The 18,169-nt window shown below is 65.5% G+C and carries 20 protein-coding genes; 8 read left to right on the forward strand and 12 right to left on the reverse strand.

All coding sequences use genetic code 11. The features are described 5' to 3' along the window. Positions 1–34: 34 nt before the first annotated feature. From VARPA_RS26055 to VARPA_RS30845, 5 genes are all read right to left on the reverse strand, one after another. The gene (locus VARPA_RS26055; protein WP_013543585.1) at positions 35–2,353 is read right to left on the reverse strand and encodes a methyl-accepting chemotaxis protein; all 2,319 of its coding nucleotides are present in this window, start codon (positions 2,351–2,353) and stop codon (positions 35–37) included. 42 nt (positions 2,354–2,395) lie between these two features. Further along, positions 2,396–2,929, reverse strand: coding sequence for a chemotaxis protein CheW (locus VARPA_RS26060; RefSeq protein WP_013543586.1), 534 nt, complete (start codon positions 2,927–2,929; stop codon positions 2,396–2,398). A gap of 19 nt (positions 2,930–2,948) precedes the next feature. Then, the gene (locus VARPA_RS26065; RefSeq protein WP_013543587.1) at positions 2,949–3,314 is read right to left on the reverse strand and encodes a response regulator; all 366 of its coding nucleotides are present in this window, start codon (positions 3,312–3,314) and stop codon (positions 2,949–2,951) included. Then, positions 3,314–3,712, reverse strand: a complete 399-nt coding sequence (locus VARPA_RS26070) for a response regulator (protein WP_013543588.1) — start codon at positions 3,710–3,712, stop codon at positions 3,314–3,316. The genes VARPA_RS26065 and VARPA_RS26070 overlap by 1 nt, the downstream gene beginning before the upstream one ends. Positions 3,713–3,791: 79 nt before the next feature. Continuing rightward, positions 3,792–3,962, reverse strand: a complete 171-nt coding sequence (locus VARPA_RS30845) for a rubredoxin (protein WP_007838397.1) — start codon at positions 3,960–3,962, stop codon at positions 3,792–3,794. Positions 3,963–4,073: 111 nt separating this feature from the next. Between VARPA_RS30845 and thiD the strand changes: the two genes are divergently transcribed. The 3 genes from thiD to VARPA_RS26085 all read left to right on the forward strand — a co-directional run bounded on the left by thiD (position 4,074) and on the right by VARPA_RS26085 (position 6,935). Then, complete coding sequence (gene thiD, locus VARPA_RS26075) at positions 4,074–5,036, forward strand: bifunctional hydroxymethylpyrimidine kinase/phosphomethylpyrimidine kinase (RefSeq protein WP_013543589.1); 963 nt, start codon at positions 4,074–4,076, stop codon at positions 5,034–5,036. 126 nt (positions 5,037–5,162) lie between these two features. Then, the gene (gene hemL / locus VARPA_RS26080; RefSeq protein WP_013543590.1) at positions 5,163–6,449 is read left to right on the forward strand and encodes a glutamate-1-semialdehyde 2,1-aminomutase; all 1,287 of its coding nucleotides are present in this window, start codon (positions 5,163–5,165) and stop codon (positions 6,447–6,449) included. A gap of 3 nt (positions 6,450–6,452) precedes the next feature. Beyond that, positions 6,453–6,935 (forward strand): hypothetical protein, encoded by a 483-nt coding sequence (locus VARPA_RS26085; RefSeq protein ID WP_013543591.1) that lies wholly within the window; start codon positions 6,453–6,455, stop codon positions 6,933–6,935. A 122-nt stretch (positions 6,936–7,057) separates the two neighbouring features. On the opposite strand, the gene purH is transcribed toward VARPA_RS26085, so the two are convergent. The 3 genes from purH to dusB are packed head-to-tail and all read right to left on the reverse strand — an operon-like array spanning position 7,058 to position 9,995. Continuing rightward, positions 7,058–8,665 carry a bifunctional phosphoribosylaminoimidazolecarboxamide formyltransferase/IMP cyclohydrolase gene (gene purH / locus VARPA_RS26090; protein WP_013543592.1) on the reverse strand — a complete coding sequence of 536 codons (1,608 nt, stop codon included), beginning with the start codon at positions 8,663–8,665 and terminating at the stop codon, positions 7,058–7,060. 15 nt (positions 8,666–8,680) lie between these two features. Beyond that, positions 8,681–8,917, reverse strand: coding sequence for a Fis family transcriptional regulator (locus VARPA_RS26095; protein ID WP_007838304.1), 237 nt, complete (start codon positions 8,915–8,917; stop codon positions 8,681–8,683). A gap of 19 nt (positions 8,918–8,936) precedes the next feature. Further along, positions 8,937–9,995 (reverse strand): tRNA dihydrouridine synthase DusB, encoded by a 1,059-nt coding sequence (dusB, locus tag VARPA_RS26100; protein ID WP_013543593.1) that lies wholly within the window; start codon positions 9,993–9,995, stop codon positions 8,937–8,939. Positions 9,996–10,180: 185 nt separating this feature from the next. Here dusB and VARPA_RS26105 point away from each other — a divergent pair, with 185 nt between their 5' ends. Beyond that, a complete protein-coding gene (locus tag VARPA_RS26105) occupies positions 10,181–10,651 on the forward strand; it encodes a YqaA family protein (protein ID WP_013543594.1) in 471 nt (156 codons plus the stop codon). Positions 10,652–10,666: 15 nt separating this feature from the next. On the opposite strand, the gene VARPA_RS26110 is transcribed toward VARPA_RS26105, so the two are convergent. Continuing rightward, entirely contained in the window at positions 10,667–11,341 is a 675-nt protein-coding gene (locus VARPA_RS26110; RefSeq protein WP_013543595.1) for a glutathione S-transferase, read from the reverse strand. Positions 11,342–11,472: 131 nt separating this feature from the next. Between VARPA_RS26110 and VARPA_RS26115 the strand changes: the two genes are divergently transcribed. After that, on the forward strand, positions 11,473–12,462 hold the full coding sequence (locus VARPA_RS26115) for a trypsin-like peptidase domain-containing protein (protein WP_013543596.1): 990 nt from the start codon (positions 11,473–11,475) through the stop codon (positions 12,460–12,462). Positions 12,463–12,469: 7 nt separating this feature from the next. On the opposite strand, the gene VARPA_RS26120 is transcribed toward VARPA_RS26115, so the two are convergent. The 3 genes from VARPA_RS26120 to ychF are packed head-to-tail and all read right to left on the reverse strand — an operon-like array spanning position 12,470 to position 14,284. After that, positions 12,470–12,655 (reverse strand): hypothetical protein, encoded by a 186-nt coding sequence (locus VARPA_RS26120; protein ID WP_013543597.1) that lies wholly within the window; start codon positions 12,653–12,655, stop codon positions 12,470–12,472. Next, entirely contained in the window at positions 12,652–13,173 is a 522-nt protein-coding gene (locus tag VARPA_RS26125; RefSeq protein ID WP_013543598.1) for a zeta toxin family protein, read from the reverse strand. The genes VARPA_RS26120 and VARPA_RS26125 overlap by 4 nt, the downstream gene beginning before the upstream one ends. Before the next feature lie 19 nt (positions 13,174–13,192). Continuing rightward, entirely contained in the window at positions 13,193–14,284 is a 1,092-nt protein-coding gene (gene ychF, locus VARPA_RS26130; protein ID WP_013543599.1) for a redox-regulated ATPase YchF, read from the reverse strand. 200 nt (positions 14,285–14,484) lie between these two features. On the opposite strand from ychF, the gene VARPA_RS26135 reads away from it, so the two are divergent. The 3 genes from VARPA_RS26135 to VARPA_RS26145 all read left to right on the forward strand — a co-directional run bounded on the left by VARPA_RS26135 (position 14,485) and on the right by VARPA_RS26145 (position 18,160). Further along, entirely contained in the window at positions 14,485–15,438 is a 954-nt protein-coding gene (locus VARPA_RS26135; RefSeq protein WP_013543600.1) for a sugar ABC transporter substrate-binding protein, read from the forward strand. A 125-nt stretch (positions 15,439–15,563) separates the two neighbouring features. Then, positions 15,564–17,174, forward strand: a complete 1,611-nt coding sequence (locus tag VARPA_RS26140; protein WP_013543601.1) for a sugar ABC transporter ATP-binding protein — start codon at positions 15,564–15,566, stop codon at positions 17,172–17,174. Then, entirely contained in the window at positions 17,171–18,160 is a 990-nt protein-coding gene (locus VARPA_RS26145; RefSeq protein WP_013543602.1) for an ABC transporter permease, read from the forward strand. Before VARPA_RS26140 ends, VARPA_RS26145 begins: the two co-directional genes overlap by 4 nt. The last annotated feature ends 9 nt before the right edge of the window (positions 18,161–18,169 follow it).

The raw sequence follows: 18,169 nt of genomic DNA on the forward strand, positions 1-18,169 counted from the left end.
GTGGTTGCTCGCCGTTCTTATCTATCTGTTGTCGTCAGGCAATCTTGAAACGGGCTACCGAGCGGCGCAGTTCTTCCGCCATCTGCGAGAGCTCGCGCACCTGCTGGGCCGTGGTCCGCGTACCTTCACCGGTCTGCTCGGTCACCGCAAAAATGTGCTGGATGTTGGCAGCCACCACGTTGGCCGAATCGGCTTCGCGGGAGGCGGACTGCGAAATCTGCTCGATCAGCTCGGCGAGGCGGCGCGACACGCGGTCAATCTCGGTCAGCGCGGTACCCGCGTTGTCGGACAGCTTGGCCCCTTCGACCACACCCTGCGTGGAACGCTCCATGGCGCCCACCGCATCCTGGGTGTCGGTCTGAATCGCCTTCACCAGCGCCGAAATCTGGCGCGTGGCGTCTGCGGAGCGTTCGGCCAGTCGCTGAACTTCTTCCGCCACCACCGAGAAGCCTCGACCGGCTTCACCGGCCGATGCGGCCTGAATGGCGGCATTAAGGGCCAGCACGTTCGTCTGTTCGGTAATGTCCGAGATCAGCTCGGTGATTTCGCCAATCTCCTGCGACGACTCGCCCAGGCGCTTGATCCGCTTGGAGGTTTCCTGGATCTGGTCGCGGATGGAGTTCATACCGCCGATGGCGTTCTGCACGGCCTGCAGGCCCGACGATGCGGCTTGCAGCGACTGGCGCGCCACCGTGGCGGACTCTTGCGCCTGCGTGGACACACCGTTGATTCGCTCGGCCATGGTCAGCACCGACTGGCCGGTTTCGCGAATCTCGCGCAGCTGTTCGGTCGAGGCGGCCAGCAGTTCGGTCGAGGTGTTTTCCACCTGCGACGTCGTCTGCGCCACGCGGGTCGCCGTGTTCTGCACGTTGCCCACCAGCAAACGCAGTTCTTCCACCGTGTAGTTCACCGAGTCGGCGATGGCGCCGGTGATGTCTTCCGTCACGGTCGCTTCCTGCGTCAGGTCGCCTTCGGCCACTGTCTGCAGTTCGTTCATCAGCCGAAGAATGGCGGCCTGGTTGGCGTTGTTGATGCGGCCGGCTTCTTCCGAAGTCTGCTCGGCGGCCAGACGCTCGCGTTCGGCGTTGGCGGCACGTTCGCGGCCTTCGCGCACCTGCACGAAACCGATGGCGCCGGCGAATGCCAGGGCGGCCAGCGACAGCACGAACAGCAAGACGATCGTTCCGGCGCCCAGACCCGTGCGGGCGGACAGCTTGTCCTGCAGGTCGCCCAGCGACTTACGCAGCGGCTCGCTGTCGGTCAGGATGGAAGCCTGCGCTTCGCGCGCCGCCACCAGACCCTGCAGGTTGCCCAGAATGGCGGAAGCCTGCGTGCGCATCTGCTCGTAGGTCTTCAGGATGGCTTCGAGCTGCTGGCGCGTCTGCGGATCCTTCGAGCCGGGGAAGCGCTGCTGCGCATTGCCGTCGAGCAGGCCGCGGGTGGTTTCTTGGAAGGTGTTCAGGTCCTTGCCCAGCAGGAACACGGCGTCGGGGTTCACACCCTCGACCGTGAAGAATTCGTTGGTCGACTTGCCGATGCGCTGCGTCAGCATCACGAGCTGGCCGGCGGCCGAGATTTCGGGCAGCGTGGCGTTCTGCTGCATCTTCAGCGACGCGACGGTTTCCGTCATTTCGAGCAGCGTGGACGACTGCTGGTTGATGTCGCGCAAGGCGGCGCCCACCTGGGTCAGGATCTGGCGCTGGGCCAGCACGGCCTTGGCGCTGGTGTCGGCACGTGCAACGAGGGGATTGATCTTGTTCATCTCCTCGTCGTACTGGTTGCCCACGCGCTCCAGGCGCAGGGAATCGTCGCCGTTGGTGAGGCCTGCGACGCGACGCGAGAGGTCGTCGGCGCTGTCCTTCACTTCGACGAACGCCGAGGCGCTGCCGACGAGGGCCTGGGAGATCGACTTGGCCAGGCGCTGCGACTGCATCAGCGACTGGCCGGTGGCCGCCACCTGCTGTGCGAGGCGTTCCGAGCGAAGAATGGCGGAGCCGGCCACCAGGAGCAGCAGCAACACCGTGACGGCCAGCAGGATCGCCAGGATCCGCTGCTGCTTTGCCTGGCTGGAGCCCGATCGGCCTGCGGCCGGGACGGCATCGAGCGCCGCCGCGTCGAGCGCGTCGGGGTTCTCGCCGCCGGTCAGGCCGTCGCCATCGGCGAAGCCGGTGGGCGCGGGCGCGACGGGCGACGAGCTTTCGCCCTTCCTCGCGATGCGCACGGTTTTCTCGTCCGGAACCTGAACCGTATCGACATCGTCGAGCGATATCGAACCGGAGCCGTCGACGCGGGCCTTGTCGTTCCCGTTGCTCACGGGCAGTAATTTCTTGAACTTGTCGGCGATCGAGCTCACGGTCGGTCCTTCAGGTGGTTGCCAGTGCTGCGTGCCAAGGCACTACGCACCAATACTCAAAAACTGGGGTTGCTGCGAAAGCGCTTGCAGGTTGACTTCCTGCCAGCGCTCTCCTGCTGCGTCGGTGTACAGATGCCCATGCCACGCAGGTGCTTCTGCGCCCGGAGCTTCGGAGGCCGTGAAGGCCTCCGCGCCCCGCAACCCCGCCAGTCGGTCGACCAGCAATGCGCAGTTGACTTCGAGCAGCTCGTTGAATGCAACGAGCCGCGATTGGATGCGCGCCGCCTCGGTGGCGGCCAGTGCCCCGGACCCGCCGGTGGCGAAGCCCGAAAGCTGGACGACGCCATAGAGGCCGCCGCGCAGGTTGGCGACGCCGAGGAACCACGGCGCCGTGTAGGGCACGGGCTGCGGCGGCGTCCAGGGAAAGATTTCGCCGGCGTGCCCCAGCGGGAAGAGGTACTTGCCCTCGCCCGCCTCGACGGCAAGCCACGTCGCGGCCACGCCTGTCGTGCGCGCAGCCTGCAGACGGCTTGCAAGCCGGGACTGGAAGGCTCTCAGTGCGTCGCGATTCGCCATGGACTCAGCCGACTCCTGCTCAGGCCAGCGCGCTGATCTTGGACATCAGATCGGCCGCGTTGACCGGCTTCACGATGTAGTCGCGTGCGCCCTGGCGCATGCCCCAGACACGATCGGTTTCCTGGTTTTTGCTGGTGCACAGGATGATCGGGATGGCCGCGTACTTCGGGTCGCGGGCGATGGCGCGCGTGAGCTGGAAGCCGTTCTGGCCGGGCATGACCACGTCCATGAGGATCAGGTCGGGCTGGTCTTCTTCCAGGCGGCGCATCGCGTCGTCGGCGTTTTCGGCCGTCTTCACGGCGAAGCCGTTCTTCTGGAGGAGGTCGGTCAGAAACACCAGTTCAGTCTTGGAGTCGTCGACGACGAGGATTTTTCGAATAGGCATTACTGCACTTCCTGTTGAACGATGCCAAACTGCTGCACGGCCTGCAGCAGCTGGTCTTTGGTGAAAGGTTTGGTCAGGTAGTCTTGCGACCCGACCATGCGGCCGCGGGCCTTGTCGAATACACCGTCTTTCGAAGACAGCATGACGACCGGAACCTTGGAGAAATGGGCGTTGCGCTTGATGATGGCGCACGTCTGGTAGCCATCGAGACGCGGCATGAGGATGTCGCAGAAAATCAGATGGGGCTTGTGGTCGTTAACCTTGGAGAGCGCATCGAAACCGTCTTCCGCCAGAAGAACCTCGTGCCCACCCTGCTTCAGAAAAATCTCGGCACTGCGCCGGATGGTGTTGCTGTCATCGATGACCAGCACCTTGTAACCTGATCCATTCGGGCCCATTGCAAACGCTCCTGCTCATGAGACTTGGATGCCCGCCGCGCCGTACATCGACGCAGATCGCGTAGCCCTATGCCAATCTTCAGATTTCAACCATTTCGAAGTCTTCCTTGCGTGCACCGCACTCAGGACAGGTCCAGTTCATCGGAACATCGGCCCAGGCCGTGCCTGCCGCGATCCCGTCTTCCGGTACACCAACCGCTTCGTCATAGATCCACCCACAAATCAGGCACATCCAAGTTTTCGTATTCATCGGAGCTTAAAGTCCTTGTTCATTAAATGCAACGAGTGTATCTATGCGTATCTCACTGGCGAGCGATAAACGTCGCGCCTATGCCACCATCCAGGGGATTCCGCCCGGCGTATGACCATCTACTTACTTCCAGCAGACAACGCCCGCAAACCGGGCGATCTTAACGACCCCTCGCAGGACGCCGAAGCGCTCGCCGAACGCGACCTGAATCCGCCCTGCGTGCTGGTCTTCAATGCCAGCGACCCGAGCGGTGCCGGCGGCCTGGGCGCCGACGCCCTCGCCATGGCGTCGGTGGGCGCACACATTCTGCCCGTGGTCACCGGCGCCTACGCCCGGGACACGGCCGAGATATTCGACCATTTCGCGTTCGACGAGGAGGCCATCGCCGAGCAGGCGCGGGCCATCCTGGAGGACGTGGAAGTCCAGCTGATCAAGGTGGGTTTCGTCGGAACGCCCGACGCCCTGAGCACGATCGCCGAGACCGCCTCCGACTACCCGGAAGTGCCCGTGGTGGCCTACATGCCCAACCTTTCCTGGTGGGACGAGAACCAGATCGAGGCCTATCTGGACGCGTTTCGCGAGCTCGTTTTGCCCCAGACGACAGTGTTGGTTGGAAACCACAGTACGCTCTGGCGCTGGCTGCTTCCGGACTGGAGCGGCGAGCGGGCGCCCGGTGCGCGCGACATCGCCAAGGCCGCCGGAGAGTTCGGCGTGCCCTACACGCTGGTCACCGGCATGGTGCTGCCCGACCAGTTCATCGACAACGTGCTGGCCTCGCCGCAGTCGGTTCTCGCCAATGAGAAGTACGAGCGGCTCGAAGCGGTTTTCGCCGGCGCGGGCGACACGCTCTCGGCGGCGCTGGCCGCCCTGCTCGCGAGCGGCACCGACCTCGTGGCCGCGACGAGCGAAGCCCTCGCCTACATGGACCGGTGCCTGGACGCGGGTTTCCGCCCCGGCATGGGCCACGTGCTGCCCGATCGCCTGTTCTGGGCCGAGCCCGAGGACGACGAAGAAGACGACGACCCCGACGCGCCCCAAGACTTCGCCCTCCCCCCTCACGACACCCGACACTGAAATGTTGCTCGCCCCCAGGCTGCCCGCACTTCGTGTCGGTTCGCCAACCCCCTACCGGGGGCGGGCCGGCCGCTTCGGGCGGCCGTGCGCGGCGGCCCTCCCCTGAAAACCCTCCCCTTCGCTGCGATGCATACCCCTGACAAAAACGACATTCTTTTCGAGCGCGCCCGCGCCGTGATCCCCGGCGGCGTGAACTCGCCCGTGCGCGCCTTCAAGGCCGTCGGCGGCACGCCGCGCTTCATCCAGCGCGCCCAAGGCGCCTATTTCTGGGACGCCAACGGCAAGCGCTACATCGACTACATCGGCTCCTGGGGTCCGATGATCCTGGGCCATGGCCACCCCGCCGTGGTCGAGGCGGTGCAGAAGGCCGTGCTCGAAGGCTTCTCGTACGGCGCCCCCACCGAGCGTGAGATCGAACTGGCCGAGGCCATCCTCGCGCTGGTGCCCTCCATGGAAATGGTGCGGCTCGTGAGCTCGGGCACCGAGGCCGCGATGAGCGCCCTGCGCCTGGCGCGCGGCGCCACCGGCCGCAAGAGCATCATCAAGTTCGAAGGCTGCTACCACGGCCATGCCGACGCGCTGCTCGTGAAGGCCGGCTCCGGCCTCGCCACCTTCGGCAACCCGACCTCGGCCGGCGTGCCGCCCGAGGTGGTGCAGCACACCATCGTGCTCGAGTACAACAACCTGCAGCAGCTCGAAGAGGCCTTCTCGCTGCACGGCAACGACATCGCCTGCCTGATGATCGAGGCCATCGCCGGCAACATGAACTTCGTGCGCGCCACGCCCGAATTCGCCAAGCGCTGCCGCGAGCTCTGCACGCAGCATGGCGCGCTGCTGATCTTCGACGAGGTGATGACCGGTTTTCGCGTCGGCCTGCACGGCGCGCAGGGCGTGCTCGGCATCAAGCCCGACCTCACGGTGCTCGGCAAGGTCATCGGCGGCGGCATGCCGCTCGCAGCCTTCGGCGGTCCGCGCGCCATCATGGAACAGCTCGCGCCGCAGGGGCCGGTCTACCAGGCCGGCACGCTGTCGGGCAATCCGGTGGCCACGGCCTGCGGGCTCGCCACGCTGAAGGAAATTGCCAAGCCCGGCTTCTACGAGGCACTCGGCAAGAAGACGCGCTCGCTGGTCGATGGCCTGAAGGCCGCGGCAGCCGCCGAAGGCCGGCCCTTCAACGCCGACAGCGAAGGCGGCATGTTCGGCTTCTTCCTCATGAAGGACCTGCCGCAAAACTATGCCACCGTGATGACAACCGACAACGCGAAATTCAATGCGTTGTTTCATGGTTTGCTCGATCGCGGCGTGTATATTGCCCCCGCGCTCTACGAAGCAGGCTTCGTGAGCGCAGCGCACGGGGAGGACGACATCGCAGCCACCATAGAAGCGGCACGAGAGATTTTCAAAACGCCCTAGTCCATGAACGCCCTGCGCCTGCTGCCGGTAGTGAGTGTCTCTCTTGCTCTTCTTCTACCCGGCCTGGCGCTTGCGCAGTCCGCCTTCGAGCCGAAGAACATCTGGGTCAACCCGGGCTTCTATTCGGCGCATTTCGACAGCGGCAAGGGCCTGGAAAATTCCAACTTCGGCCTGGGCTTCGAGTACCCGCTGAACGACACCTACCGCATCACGGCGGGTGCGTTCCACAACAGCGACCGCAGGCAGTCGCACTACATCGGGCTGTACGTGCTGCCCTTCGAGTTCTACGGCGTGAAGTTCGGCGCGGTGGTGGGCGGCTTCGACGGCTATCCCAACTACCGCGACGGCAACTGGTTCCCGGCGATCCTTCCGACGGCCGCCATCGAAGGCAAGAACTGGGGCCTGAACATCGCCTACGTGCCGACGATCAGGAACCGCCTGTACGGCGCCATCACCTTCCAGCTCAAGTACCGGTTCGGAGAATAGGCTCGCCCCCAGGCTCCGCGCACTTCGTGTCGCTACTCCTTCCCCCTACCGGGGGCAACACAAGCGGCCCGGCAAAGCCGGTTCCGCTGCGTTCTCGAAGAAACCGAAGAAAGCCCGCCCCTTCAATGCCGGAAGTGACGCACGCCTGACAGCACCATCACGACGCCGCGCTCATCGGCGGCATCGATCACTTCCTGGTCGCGCATCGAGCCGCCCGGCTGAATGACGCAGCTCGCGCCCGCATCCACCACCACATCGAGGCCGTCGCGGAACGGGAAGAAGGCATCGCTCGCCACGGCCGTGTCTTTCAGCGACAGGCCCGCGTGCTCGGCCTTGATGCTCGCGATGCGGGCCGAGTCTAGGCGGCTCATCTGGCCCGCGCCGACGCCCATCGTCATGCCGTCGGAACAGAACACGATCGCGTTGCTCTTCACGTACTTCGCGACCTTCCATGCGAACAGCAGGTCCTGCAGTTGCTGCGGCGTGGGCTGCTTCTTGCTGACCACCTTGAGGTCGCTCGCGGCGAGCTCGTGGTTGTCGGCGGTCTGCATGAGCAGGCCCGAGCCGACACGCTTCACATCCATCAGGTTGCGGCCGTTGTCCCAGTCGGTGGCGCCGCCCGGCGGCAGCGCGATCTCGAGCACGCGCACGTTGAGCTTGGCCTTGGTGGCCTGGAACACTTCGAGCGCCTCGGGCGTGTAGCCCGGCGCCATCAGCACTTCGACGAACTGCTTGTTGACGGCCTGCGCGGTGGCCAGGTCGACCGGCCGGTTGAAGGCGATGATGCCGCCGAAGGCCGAGGTCGGGTCTGTCTTGAAGGCCTTGGCGTAGGCCTCGTTCGCGTCCTTGCCCACGGCCACGCCGCAGGGGTTGGCGTGCTTGACGATCACGCAGGCCGGCACGTCGAAGCTCTTGACGCATTCCCACGCCGCGTCGGCATCGGCGATGTTGTTGTAGCTGAGCTCCTTGCCTTGCAGTTGCCTGGCCGAGACGAGCGAGCCGGGCGCGGGATAGAGGTCGCGGTAGAACGCGGCCTGCTGGTGCGGGTTCTCGCCGTAGCGCAGGTCCTGCACCTTCACGAAGCGGCCATTGCTCTGCGCAGGGAAGAGCGAACGCGTCGGCGCGGGCTGGCCGATGCTGGCGTCGAAGTCGATGGCCGAGAGGTAGTCGCTGATCGCGCCGTCGTAGTCGGCGATGCGGTTGAATGCGGCCACCGAGAACGCGAACTTGGTCTTGTCGCTGAGCTTGCCGTCGGCCTTGAGTTCGGCGAGCGCCACGGGGTACTGCGCCGCATCGGTGAGCACGCCCACGTCCTTCCAGTTCTTGGCCGCGCTGCGCACCATGGCCGGGCCACCGATGTCGATGTTCTCGATCGCGTCCTCCAGCGTGCAGCCGGGCTTGGCCACGGTCGACTCGAACGGGTAGAGGTTGACGATCAGGAGGTCGATGGTGTCGATGCCGTGTTCCTTGATCGCCGCCACGTGCGCGGGCAGGTCGCGCCGCGCGAGCAGGCCGCCGTGGATCTTGGGGTGCAGCGTCTTCACGCGGCCGTCGAGCATTTCGGGAAAGCCCGTGTGGTCGGCGACTTCGGTCACCGGCAGGCCGGCATCGGCCAGCAGCTTGGCGGTGCCGCCGGTGGACAGCAGCTTGATGCCCAGGGCATGCAGTGCTTGGGCGAATTCGAGGATGCCGGTCTTGTCGGAAACGGAGATGAGTGCGGTCTGAGCCATGGGTATGCCGTGAAGTTATTTCAAAAGTTTGTGCTCGACCAATTTCTTGCGGAGCGTGTTTCGGTTGAGGCCCAACCATTGCGCGGCCTTCGACTGGTTGCCTTCGGCGCGCGTCATCACGACGTCGAGCAGCGGCTTCTCGACCACGCGCACGAGCATCTCGTACATGCCGTCGGGTTCGGTGCCGCGCAGGTCGCGAAAGTAGCTGTCCAGACTGGTGCGCACGCAGTCCTCGATGTGTTTCTTGCTCATTGCTTCTTCTCTTCTTCTCTCAATCGACGGCGCAGGCCGCCTCCTCTTCACCGGACAGCTCTTCGGCCGCCTGGTGGGCGGGCATGCGGTCCATGCGGTCCGCAAGCCCGTCGAAATAGTCACCGACCGCGCGCAGCTGTTCGGCGCAGTCCTCGATGGTGTTCATACGGCCGCGGAACGCTTCGCCGTCGGGGAGCGTGCGCACGTACCAGCCGATGTGCTTGCGCGCGGTGCGCACGCCGCTGAAATCGCCGTAGAGCGCGTAGTGCTCCACCAGGTGATCGAGCAACAGGCGGCGCACCTCGGCGACCAGCGGCGGCGCGCGGTGCGTGCCGGTCTCCAGGAAGTGCGCGATCTCGCGAAAGATCCAGGGCCGGCCCTGTGCCGCGCGGCCGATCATCACCGCGTCGGCACCGGTGGCCGCGAGCACGTCGCGCGCCTTCTCGGGCGAATTGATGTCGCCATTGGCCACCACCGGCACGCGCACCGCGGCCTTCACTGCCGCGATGGTGTCGTACTCGGCGTGGCCCTTGTAGCCTTGCTCGCGCGTGCGGCCGTGCACGGTGAGCATCTGCACGCCGGCCGATTCGAAATCGCGCGCGAGCTTCACCGCATTGCGGTTGTCTTCGCTCCAGCCGGTACGCATCTTGAGCGTGACCGGCACGTTGAACGGTTGCGCCGCATCGACCACGGCCTGCACGATTTCAAGTGCCAGCGGCTCGTCGCGCATCAGCGCCGAACCCGCCCACTTGTTGCAGACCTTCTTGGCCGGGCAACCCATGTTGATGTCGATGATCTGCGCGCCGCGCTCGATGTTGTAGACCGTGGCCTCGGCCATCATGGCCGCATCGGTGCCGGCAATCTGCACCGCGATGGGGCCCGGTTCGCCGTCGTGATTCGCGCGGCGCGATGTCTTGAGCGTGCCCCAGAGTTCCTTGCGCGAGGTGACCATCTCGCTGACCGCATAGCCCGCACCGAGTTCGCGGCACAGCATGCGGAAGGGCCGGTCCGTCACGCCGGCCATGGGCGCGGCGAACAGGCGGTTTTCCAGCGTGTGGGTGCCGATCTGCAAGGTCATTGGGAAGGAGGCTGTGCGGTTCGGCTGCTGAAAAATGAGGCACGATTGTAGCCACCTGCGATTTCAGCGACTGAAACGATTTGCGCTCGCGGGACAGGCGTAAACACCAATGCTTCGCGGGGCTTTCTCCCACGTGGATGCGACGTAAGCGCTGCCTATACTCCGCCACCTTTTCGCCCCACCTCATGCAAGCCTGGCTCGACTCCCTCATGGCGCTTCTGGCGCTGCCGCAGTACGGCCTCTCGACGCTGTTCGTCGCCGCCTTCGTCTCGGCCACGCTCTTGCCCGTCGGCTCCGAGCCTTTTCTCTTCGGCCTGCTGAAGCTCAACCCGGACATGTTCTGGCCGGCGATCGCGGTGGCGACCATCGGCAACACGCTGGGCGGCGCGGTCGACTGGTGGATGGGCTACGGCGCGCACAAGGTCGCTGACAAATACTCGCACTCGAAACACCATGTGCGCGTGCTCGGGTGGCTCGAAAGGCTGGGGCCGAAGGCGTGCCTCTTGAGCTGGCTGCCGCTGGTGGGCGATCCGCTGTGCGCGGTCGCGGGCTGGCTCAAGCTGCCGTTCTGGCCGTGCCTCGGCTACATGGCCATCGGGAAGTTCCTGCGCTACGTCACGATGACGGTCGCGCTGCTGTACGTCTTCCCGTCCTGACGAGACTTCAGCCTCTCAGCTCAACAGGCCGTAGGGACCGCCGCGCTCCAGCGCACGCTTGTAGGCCGCACGCGCGTGGATGCGCTCCAGGTACGCCATCAGCTTCGGCCGCTTCGCATCGAGCCCGCCGCGCGCCTGCGCAGCTTCGATCACGAAACTCATCTGGATATCGGCGCCGCTGAATTCATCGCCGGCGAACCATTCGCTCTTGCCGAGTTCGGACTCCATGTAGCTCAGATGGCTCGCGATGTTCGGGTTGATGAAAGCGCCTTTGGTCTTGGCCGCGATGGCCTTGGCGATGGGCTTCGCGAAGAAGGGCATCTTCGTCGTCTCGATGCGGTCGAAGATCAGCTTGAGCAGAAGCGGCGACATCGCCGTGCCTTCGGCGAAATGCATCCAGTAGCGGTAGCGCAAAGCCTCCGGCGTGCCGGCCGCGGGCGCGAGGCGGCCGTGGCCGTAGCGCTCGATCACCGTCTCGATGATCGCGCCCGACTCCGCGAGCGTGAGGCCGTCGTCGGTCGTCACCACAGGCGACTTGCCAAGCGGGTGAATGGCTTTGAGCGAAGCGGGCGCCAACATGGTTTGCGCATCGCGCTGGTAGTGAGCGATCTCGTACGGCAGTTCGAGCTCTTCGAGCAGCCAGAGCACGCGCTGCGAGCGCGAATTGTTGAGGTGGTGAACGGTGAGCATGGCGCGGGCCTTGTGGAGGAATCGGGGCGCGCGCAGTCTAACCAACAGCAGCGACCACGGGGCTTTGACACCCACCGACACAGCGCGCCCGCCTACGGTGAACCGGAGGGCCGCTTCCTAGACTCATCCAGATGAAAAACTCCCTGCAGTCCTGGTCTTGGAAGCCCCTCGCAGCCGGCCTCTGGCTCGGCGCCCTGGCTTCGCACACGTGGGCGCTGCAACCCGAGGAAATCTTTCGCAAGGCATCGCCCGCGGTCTGGACCGTCAAGGGCGACCAGGGCAACAACAAGACCAGCGTCGGCAGCGCGGTGGCGGTCACGCCCGCGGCGCTGGCCACGGCCTGCCATGTGGTGAACGGCGCCATGTCGGCCACCGTGACGCAGGGCCAGGCCACCATCAAGATCAAGAGCATCCTGCGCGACCCCGATCCGTCTCGCGACCTGTGCGTGCTGATGACGGAAACGCCGCTGCAGTTGCCCGCCGTGCAGATCGCGCCAGTCGAAGGTTTGCGCGTCGGCCAGCGCGTGTTCGCCATCGGCAGCCCGCACGGACTCGAACTCACATTGAGCGAAGGTCTGATCTCCGCCTTGCGGCCCCGCTCGCAAGGCCAGTTGCCGATCATCCAGACCTCCGCGCCGGTGTCTTCGGGCTCGAGCGGCGGCGGGTTGTTCGATGAAGAAGGCCGGCTCGTCGGCGTCACCGACAGCGTGGCGCCCGGCGGCGCGAATCTCGGCTTTGCCTATCCGGCGCAGTGGGTGATGGAACTGCCGCAGCGCGTGATCGCGGAGATGACGAAGTGGCGCGAGCTGCTGAAGAACGTCGGCGTGACGCTCGGCCCCGACGGAGAACCCACGCCTTCAGGCCACGCCGACCTGGCCGATGAAGCCGGCCTGCCGGTCGTCGGCGCCGACCCCGCGCAGATCCGCGTCGCGTACCGCCAGTTCCTGCTGCAGGCGCGGCCGCGAGCATTTCTGATCACGAGCGACAACAAGTTCGGCACGGCCACCAACTCGGCTGCGCTGACCGAGCATCTCAGGGGATGTGCGGAACGCAAGGTGGTGTGTGCCGCTTATGCGGTGGACAACACGGTGGTGTGGGGCAAGCAGCAGCCCGCGAAGTAAGCGCGGCTTACTTCACCCCTGCCTTGCGGAGTTCCTCCGCCGTGATGCGAACCAGCTTCTGGTCGCGCTGCACGACGATGGCGGTGTTCGTGCGCACAGCCGTCTCGCGTGCCGCACGGGCCGCGCGCTGTATCGCAATCAGTGATGCAGGCAGGTCTTTGTCTTTCGCTTGACTGAGTTGGTCGCGGGTCATGACGCCTCTTTCCATTCAATGAGAGCCGGCGCATCGCCGGCGCTGTCATACAGAGCCCAGACATCGACCGCATTGCGATAACGTCCATCGAAATTCTGCCGCCCTGCCCGGAAACGGCGGCGAATCACGTCCTCAGGAATGCGATGGCCGCCTTGCCTGACGCGCTCGGCCACGCGGGCAATAGCCAATTCTGCAGTCGGTAGCGCCAGAAAGAAAAGGCTGACGTGATAACCCGACGCACGCCATGAGCGGATGTGGCGAAGATAACCAAGCCCCGACAGCGTTGTCTCGAATGCGAAGCTCTCTTGGCGGCCCACGCAACCGGCAATCTCCTCCAGCATCAGGCGCCCCGCCCTGATTGCTTCGGCTTCCGGCGCAAAAGGGGAAAGGCCGGCCGCGATCAGATCGGCATTGATGAATCGCGGGCATTGCGCCTCTTCCGGCAGAAAAGCGCGTGCGAAGGTGGTTTTGCCCGCGCCGTTCGGCCCCGCAATGATGACGATCTTGGGATGGCTCATCAAAACGGGGCGTGCGGGCTCAAGAACTGAACAGGAAGTTCATCACGTCGCCATCCTTCACGACGTATTCCTTGCCTTCCGACCGCATCTTTCCCGCGTCCTTCGCGCCCTGCTCGCCCTTGAAGGAGATGTAGTCGTCGAACGCGATGGTCTGGGCGCGGATGTAGCCCTTCTCGAAATCGCCGTGGATCACGCCAGCCGCCTGCGGACCGGTGTCGCCGATGTGGATGGTCCAGGCGCGCACTTCCTTCACGCCGGCGGTGAAATACGTCTGCAAGCCCAAGAGCTTGAAGGCCGCGCGGATCAGGCGGTTCAGGCCCGGCTCGTCCTGGCCGATTTCGGCGAGGAACATCTTCTTGTCCTCGTCGTCCATCTCGGCGAGGTCGGCTTCGATCTTGGCGCAGATGGCGACCACGGGGGCGCCCTGCTTGGCGGCGTATTCGCGCAGGCGGTCCAGGTACGGGTTGTTCTCGAAGCCGTCTTCGGCCACGTTGCCCACGAACATCGCAGGCTTGGCGGTGATGAGCGTGAAGCTCTTGACCAGCGGCTGCTCTTCCTTGGTGAACTCGAGCGCGCGCACCGGCGTGTTCTCGTTCAGCGCGGCCTGGCAGCGTTCGAGCAGGCCGACGAGCTTCTGCGCGTCCTTGTCGCCCGAGCGCGCCACCTTGGTGTGGCGATGCAGCGCCTTCTCGACCGTGGCAAGGTCGGCCAGGCAGAGCTCGGTCTGGATCACTTCGATGTCGGAGATCGGGTCGACCTTGCCGGCCACGTGGATCACGTTTTCGTCATCGAAGCAGCGCACCACGTTGACGGTGGCGTCGGTTTCGCGGATGTGCGCCAGGAACTTGTTGCCCAGGCCCTCGCCGGTGCTGGCACCTGCCACGAGGCCGGCGATGTCGACGAATTCGACGATGGCGGGCACCACGCGCTCGGGATTCACGATCGCACTCAGCTGGGCGAGCCGCGGATCGGGCACTTCCACCACGCCCACATTGGGCTCGATGGTGCAGAACGGATAGTTTTCCGCTGCGATGCCGGCCTTGGTCAACGCATTGAAAAGGGTGGATTTACCGACGTTGGGCAGGCCGACGATGCCGCATTGCAAACTCATGGGAGGTCCTCTTGGGTAACCCGCGATTTTAGGCGACCATGGTTTCATGCCCGCCCGACAGGTCTTCGGCCCCTTCTTCGATCATCTCGAAGTCAGGGTTAAACCCGATTAGCAAACGTTTGCGCAAACGTTTTCGTTGGTTAATATCGACACCCCCCGGCACAGACCGGCGTACTGCTCAACCACCCAGGAGACACACCATGAAGTTCACCCGCCGCACCCTGCAAAGCGCCGCCGCGCTCACGCTGCTGGGCGCCATCGCCGCCACGCCCGCCCTTGCACAGGACAAGCCCAAGGTGGCGCTGGTCATGAAGTCGCTGGCCAACGAGTTCTTCCGCACCATGGAAGACGGCGCCAAGGCCCACAACAAGGCCAACGCCGCGAAGTACACGCTGGTTGCCAACGGCATCAAGGACGAGACCGACACCTCCGCCCAGATCAAGATGGTCGAGCAGATGGTGGCGCAGAAGATCAATGCGCTGGTCATCGCGCCCGCCGATTCGAAGGCGCTGGTGCCCGTCATCAAGGCGGCCATCGACAAGGGCATCCTGGTGGTCAACATCGACAACCAGCTCGACGCCGCCGCGCTGAAGGAAAAGGGCATCCAGGTGCCCTTCGTCGGCCCCGACAACCGCGCGGGCGCCAAGCTGGTGGGCGATGCGCTCGCCAAGGAGCTGAAGGCGGGCGACAAGGTCGGCATCATCGAAGGCGTCTCGACCACCTTCAATGCGCAGCAGCGCACCCTTGGCTACCAGGACGCCATGAAGGCCGCCAACGTGACGGTGGTGGGCGTGCAGTCGGGCCAGTGGGAAATCGACAAGGGCAACACCGTGGCCGCCGGCATGATGCGCGAGCACCCTGATCTCAAGGCGCTGCTCGCCGGCAACGACAGCATGGCGCTCGGCGCAGTGGCTGCCGTCAAGGCCGCGGGCAAGACCGGCAAGGTGCTGGTCGTGGGCTACGACAACATCGGCGCCATCAAGCCGATGCTGGCCGACGGCCGCGTGCTCGCCACCGCCGACCAGTTCGCCGCCAAGCAGGCTGTGTTCGGCATCGAGACCGCATTGAAGGCCATCGCCGACAAGAAGAAGCAGTCGGAGATGCCCGCCGAAGTGAAGACCGACGTGGTGCTGGTCACCAAGTCGTCGAAGTAAATGTTGCTTGCCCCCTGGCTTTGCGCGCTTCGTGTCGCTTCGCCAACCCCGACCGGGGGCAACACCTGAGGCCCGGCGAAAAGCCGGTCCCTCGGTGTTTCTGGAATGAATGAGGTTGCCCATCGATGGCTGATAACGATCGCAGCGCCCCGGTGCTCTCGCTGAGTGCGCTCGGCAAGGACTACGCGGCGCCGGTGCTGGACGACGTCTCGATCGTCCTGAACGCAGGCGAAGTGCTCGCCCTCACGGGTGAGAACGGCGCCGGCAAGAGCACGCTCTCCAAGATCGTCTGCGGCCTGGTGCAGCCCACGCGCGGCCAGATGCTGCTGGACGGCAAGCCGTTCCAGCCCGGTTCGCGCCGCGATGCCGAGCGCCTGGGCGTTCGCATGGTGATGCAGGAGCTGGGGCTGGTCACCACGCTGTCGGTGGCCGAGAACCTGCTGCTCGACCGCCTGCCCAACAAGACCGGCTGGATCCGCAAGGCCAAGCTCTACGAGCTGGCTTCGCGCCAGCTCGCCAAGATCGGCATGGAGAACATCGACCCGGCCACGCCCGTCGCACGGCTGGGCATCGGCCAGCAGCAGATGGTGGAAATCGCGCGCAACCTGCAGGACGACACGCGCGTGCTGGTGCTCGACGAGCCCACCGCGATGCTCACGCCGCGCGAAACCTCGCACCTCTTCGAGCAGATCGAACTGCTGAAGGCGCGCGGCGTGGCGATCGTCTACGTGTCGCACCGCCTGGAGGAACTTCAGCGCATCGCCGACCGGGTGGCGGTGCTGCGCGACGGCAAGCTGGTGGACGTGCGCGCCATGGCCGGCGTTCGCGAATCCGAGCTGGTGCAGCGCATGGTCGGCCGCGCGGTGCACGAGCACGAAGGGCGCGACCGCCGCGTCGCCGGGCCGGTGCTGCTGAGCGCGCGCGGCCTCGGCCGGGCGCAGATGGTGCGCGATGTCGACCTCGACCTGCACGCCGGTGAAATCATGGGCCTCGCCGGCCTGGTCGGCTCGGGCCGGACCGAGCTGGTGCGCCTCCTGTTCGGCGCCGATCGCGCGGACCGCGGCGAAATTTCTCTCTACGACGCGAAGACCGGTGCAGAGCCGGTGCAACACGTGCGCAAGGGCTGGCGCTCGCCGATGCAGGCGATCCGTGCCGGCATCGGCCTCGTCACCGAAGACCGCAAATCGCAGGGCCTCTTGCTCACGCAATCGATCCGCGTCAACGCGACGCTCAGCGACCTGGGCGCGATCTCGCACGCCGGCTGGCTGCAGCGCGCCAAGGAACGCAGCATCGCGCGGCAACTGGTGGACTTGCTGCGCATCCGCTCGCGCAGCATCGAACAGCCGGTGGCCACGCTCAGCGGCGGCAACCAGCAGAAGGTGGTGTTCGCGCGCTGGCTGCATCGCGAATGCAAAGTGCTGCTGCTGGACGAACCCACGCGCGGCGTCGACGTCGGTGCGCGCGCCGACCTGTACGCCGAACTCGATCGCATGACCGACGCCGGCAAGGCGCTCCTGATGGTGTCGAGCGACCTGCGCGAACTGATGGCCATGTGCGACCGCATCGGCGTGATGAGCGCCGGCAAATTGGTCGCGGTGTTCGAGCGCGGTGAATGGAGCGAACAATCGCTGCTCGCCGCCGCCTTCAGCGACGCGACCGGACGCCCCTCCGCCTCAGCCCCCTCTTTCTCTTCCGATTCGAACCTGGCCCAACCGGCCACTGCCGAGACACCATGAACGCAGCCGCAGCCTCGACTTCCAATCCGCGCACCTCCGCACTGAAGGGCCAACTGGGCACCTACCTCGGCCTCACGGTCGTGCTGGTGGGCATGGTCGCGCTCTTCGGCTCGATGAGCGAATACTTCCTCACGCGCGACACCTTCATCTCGATTGCCAACGAAATCCCCGCGCTCGCGGTGATGGCGGTGGGCATGACCTTCGTGCTGATCATCGCGGGCATCGATCTGTCGGTCGGCTCGGTGCTCGCGCTCAGCGCGGCCGTGACGGCCGCGGCCATCCTCGAATGGAAGCTTTCGGTTCCTCTCGCGGCCGCACTCGGCCTCGCCACCGGCCTGATCTGCGGCACGGTGACCGGTGCGGTGTCGGTCGCATGGCGGCTGCCGAGCTTCATCGTTTCGCTGGGCATGCTCGAAGCGGTGCGCGGCGGCGCTTACCTCGTGACGGACTCACGCACGCAGTACGTGGGCGATGCGATCTCTGGCCTCGCCGCGCCGTGGATCGGCGGCATTTCGGCCGCCTTCGTGCTCGCGGTGGTGCTGGTCGTCGTCGGGCAGATGGTGCTCACGCGCACGGTCTTCGGCCGGCATGTGGTGGGCATCGGCACGAACGAAGAAGCGATGCGCCTGGCGGGTGTCGATCCGCGGCCGATCCGCATCATCGTGTTCGCCGTCACCGGTCTTCTTGCGGGGCTTGCGGGCCTGATGCAGTCGGCGCGGCTCGAAGCGGCCGACCCGAACGCAGGCGTCGGCATCGAGCTGCAGGTGATCGCGGCCGTGGTCATCGGCGGCACCAGCCTCATGGGCGGGCGCGGTTCGGTGGTCAACACCTTCTTCGGCGTGCTGATCATCGCGGTGCTCGAGGCGGGCCTGGCGCAGGTGGGCGCGAGCGAGCCGAGCAAGCGGATCATCACCGGGGCGGTGATCGTGGTTGCGGTGATCATCGACACCTTGCGCCAGCGCCGCGCGGACCGCCGCCTGGCCTGAGAAGGTGTG

The sequence above is a fragment of the Variovorax paradoxus EPS genome, from assembly GCF_000184745.1.
GTDB classification, from domain to species: domain Bacteria; phylum Pseudomonadota; class Gammaproteobacteria; order Burkholderiales; family Burkholderiaceae_C; genus Variovorax; species Variovorax paradoxus_C.

Coding starts and splice junctions, on each gene's coding strand:
- VARPA_RS26060 (WP_013543586.1), bottom strand. CDS start 2,929: ATGGCGAATCGCGACGCACTGAGAGCCTTCCAGTCCCGGCTTGCAAGC.
- VARPA_RS26065 (WP_013543587.1), bottom strand. CDS start 3,314: ATGCCTATTCGAAAAATCCTCGTCGTCGACGACTCCAAGACTGAACTG.
- VARPA_RS26070 (WP_013543588.1), bottom strand. CDS start 3,712: ATGGGCCCGAATGGATCAGGTTACAAGGTGCTGGTCATCGATGACAGC.
- VARPA_RS30845 (WP_007838397.1), bottom strand. CDS start 3,962: ATGAATACGAAAACTTGGATGTGCCTGATTTGTGGGTGGATCTATGAC.
- thiD (WP_013543589.1), top strand. CDS start 4,074: ATGACCATCTACTTACTTCCAGCAGACAACGCCCGCAAACCGGGCGAT.
- hemL (WP_013543590.1), top strand. CDS start 5,163: ATGCATACCCCTGACAAAAACGACATTCTTTTCGAGCGCGCCCGCGCC.
- VARPA_RS26085 (WP_013543591.1), top strand. CDS start 6,453: ATGAACGCCCTGCGCCTGCTGCCGGTAGTGAGTGTCTCTCTTGCTCTT.
- purH (WP_013543592.1), bottom strand. CDS start 8,665: ATGGCTCAGACCGCACTCATCTCCGTTTCCGACAAGACCGGCATCCTC.
- VARPA_RS26095 (WP_007838304.1), bottom strand. CDS start 8,917: ATGAGCAAGAAACACATCGAGGACTGCGTGCGCACCAGTCTGGACAGC.
- dusB (WP_013543593.1), bottom strand. CDS start 9,995: ATGACCTTGCAGATCGGCACCCACACGCTGGAAAACCGCCTGTTCGCC.
- VARPA_RS26105 (WP_013543594.1), top strand. CDS start 10,181: ATGCAAGCCTGGCTCGACTCCCTCATGGCGCTTCTGGCGCTGCCGCAG.
- VARPA_RS26110 (WP_013543595.1), bottom strand. CDS start 11,341: ATGCTCACCGTTCACCACCTCAACAATTCGCGCTCGCAGCGCGTGCTC.
- VARPA_RS26115 (WP_013543596.1), top strand. CDS start 11,473: ATGAAAAACTCCCTGCAGTCCTGGTCTTGGAAGCCCCTCGCAGCCGGC.
- VARPA_RS26120 (WP_013543597.1), bottom strand. CDS start 12,655: ATGACCCGCGACCAACTCAGTCAAGCGAAAGACAAAGACCTGCCTGCA.
- VARPA_RS26125 (WP_013543598.1), bottom strand. CDS start 13,173: ATGAGCCATCCCAAGATCGTCATCATTGCGGGGCCGAACGGCGCGGGC.
- ychF (WP_013543599.1), bottom strand. CDS start 14,284: ATGAGTTTGCAATGCGGCATCGTCGGCCTGCCCAACGTCGGTAAATCC.
- VARPA_RS26135 (WP_013543600.1), top strand. CDS start 14,485: ATGAAGTTCACCCGCCGCACCCTGCAAAGCGCCGCCGCGCTCACGCTG.
- VARPA_RS26140 (WP_013543601.1), top strand. CDS start 15,564: ATGGCTGATAACGATCGCAGCGCCCCGGTGCTCTCGCTGAGTGCGCTC.
- VARPA_RS26145 (WP_013543602.1), top strand. CDS start 17,171: ATGAACGCAGCCGCAGCCTCGACTTCCAATCCGCGCACCTCCGCACTG.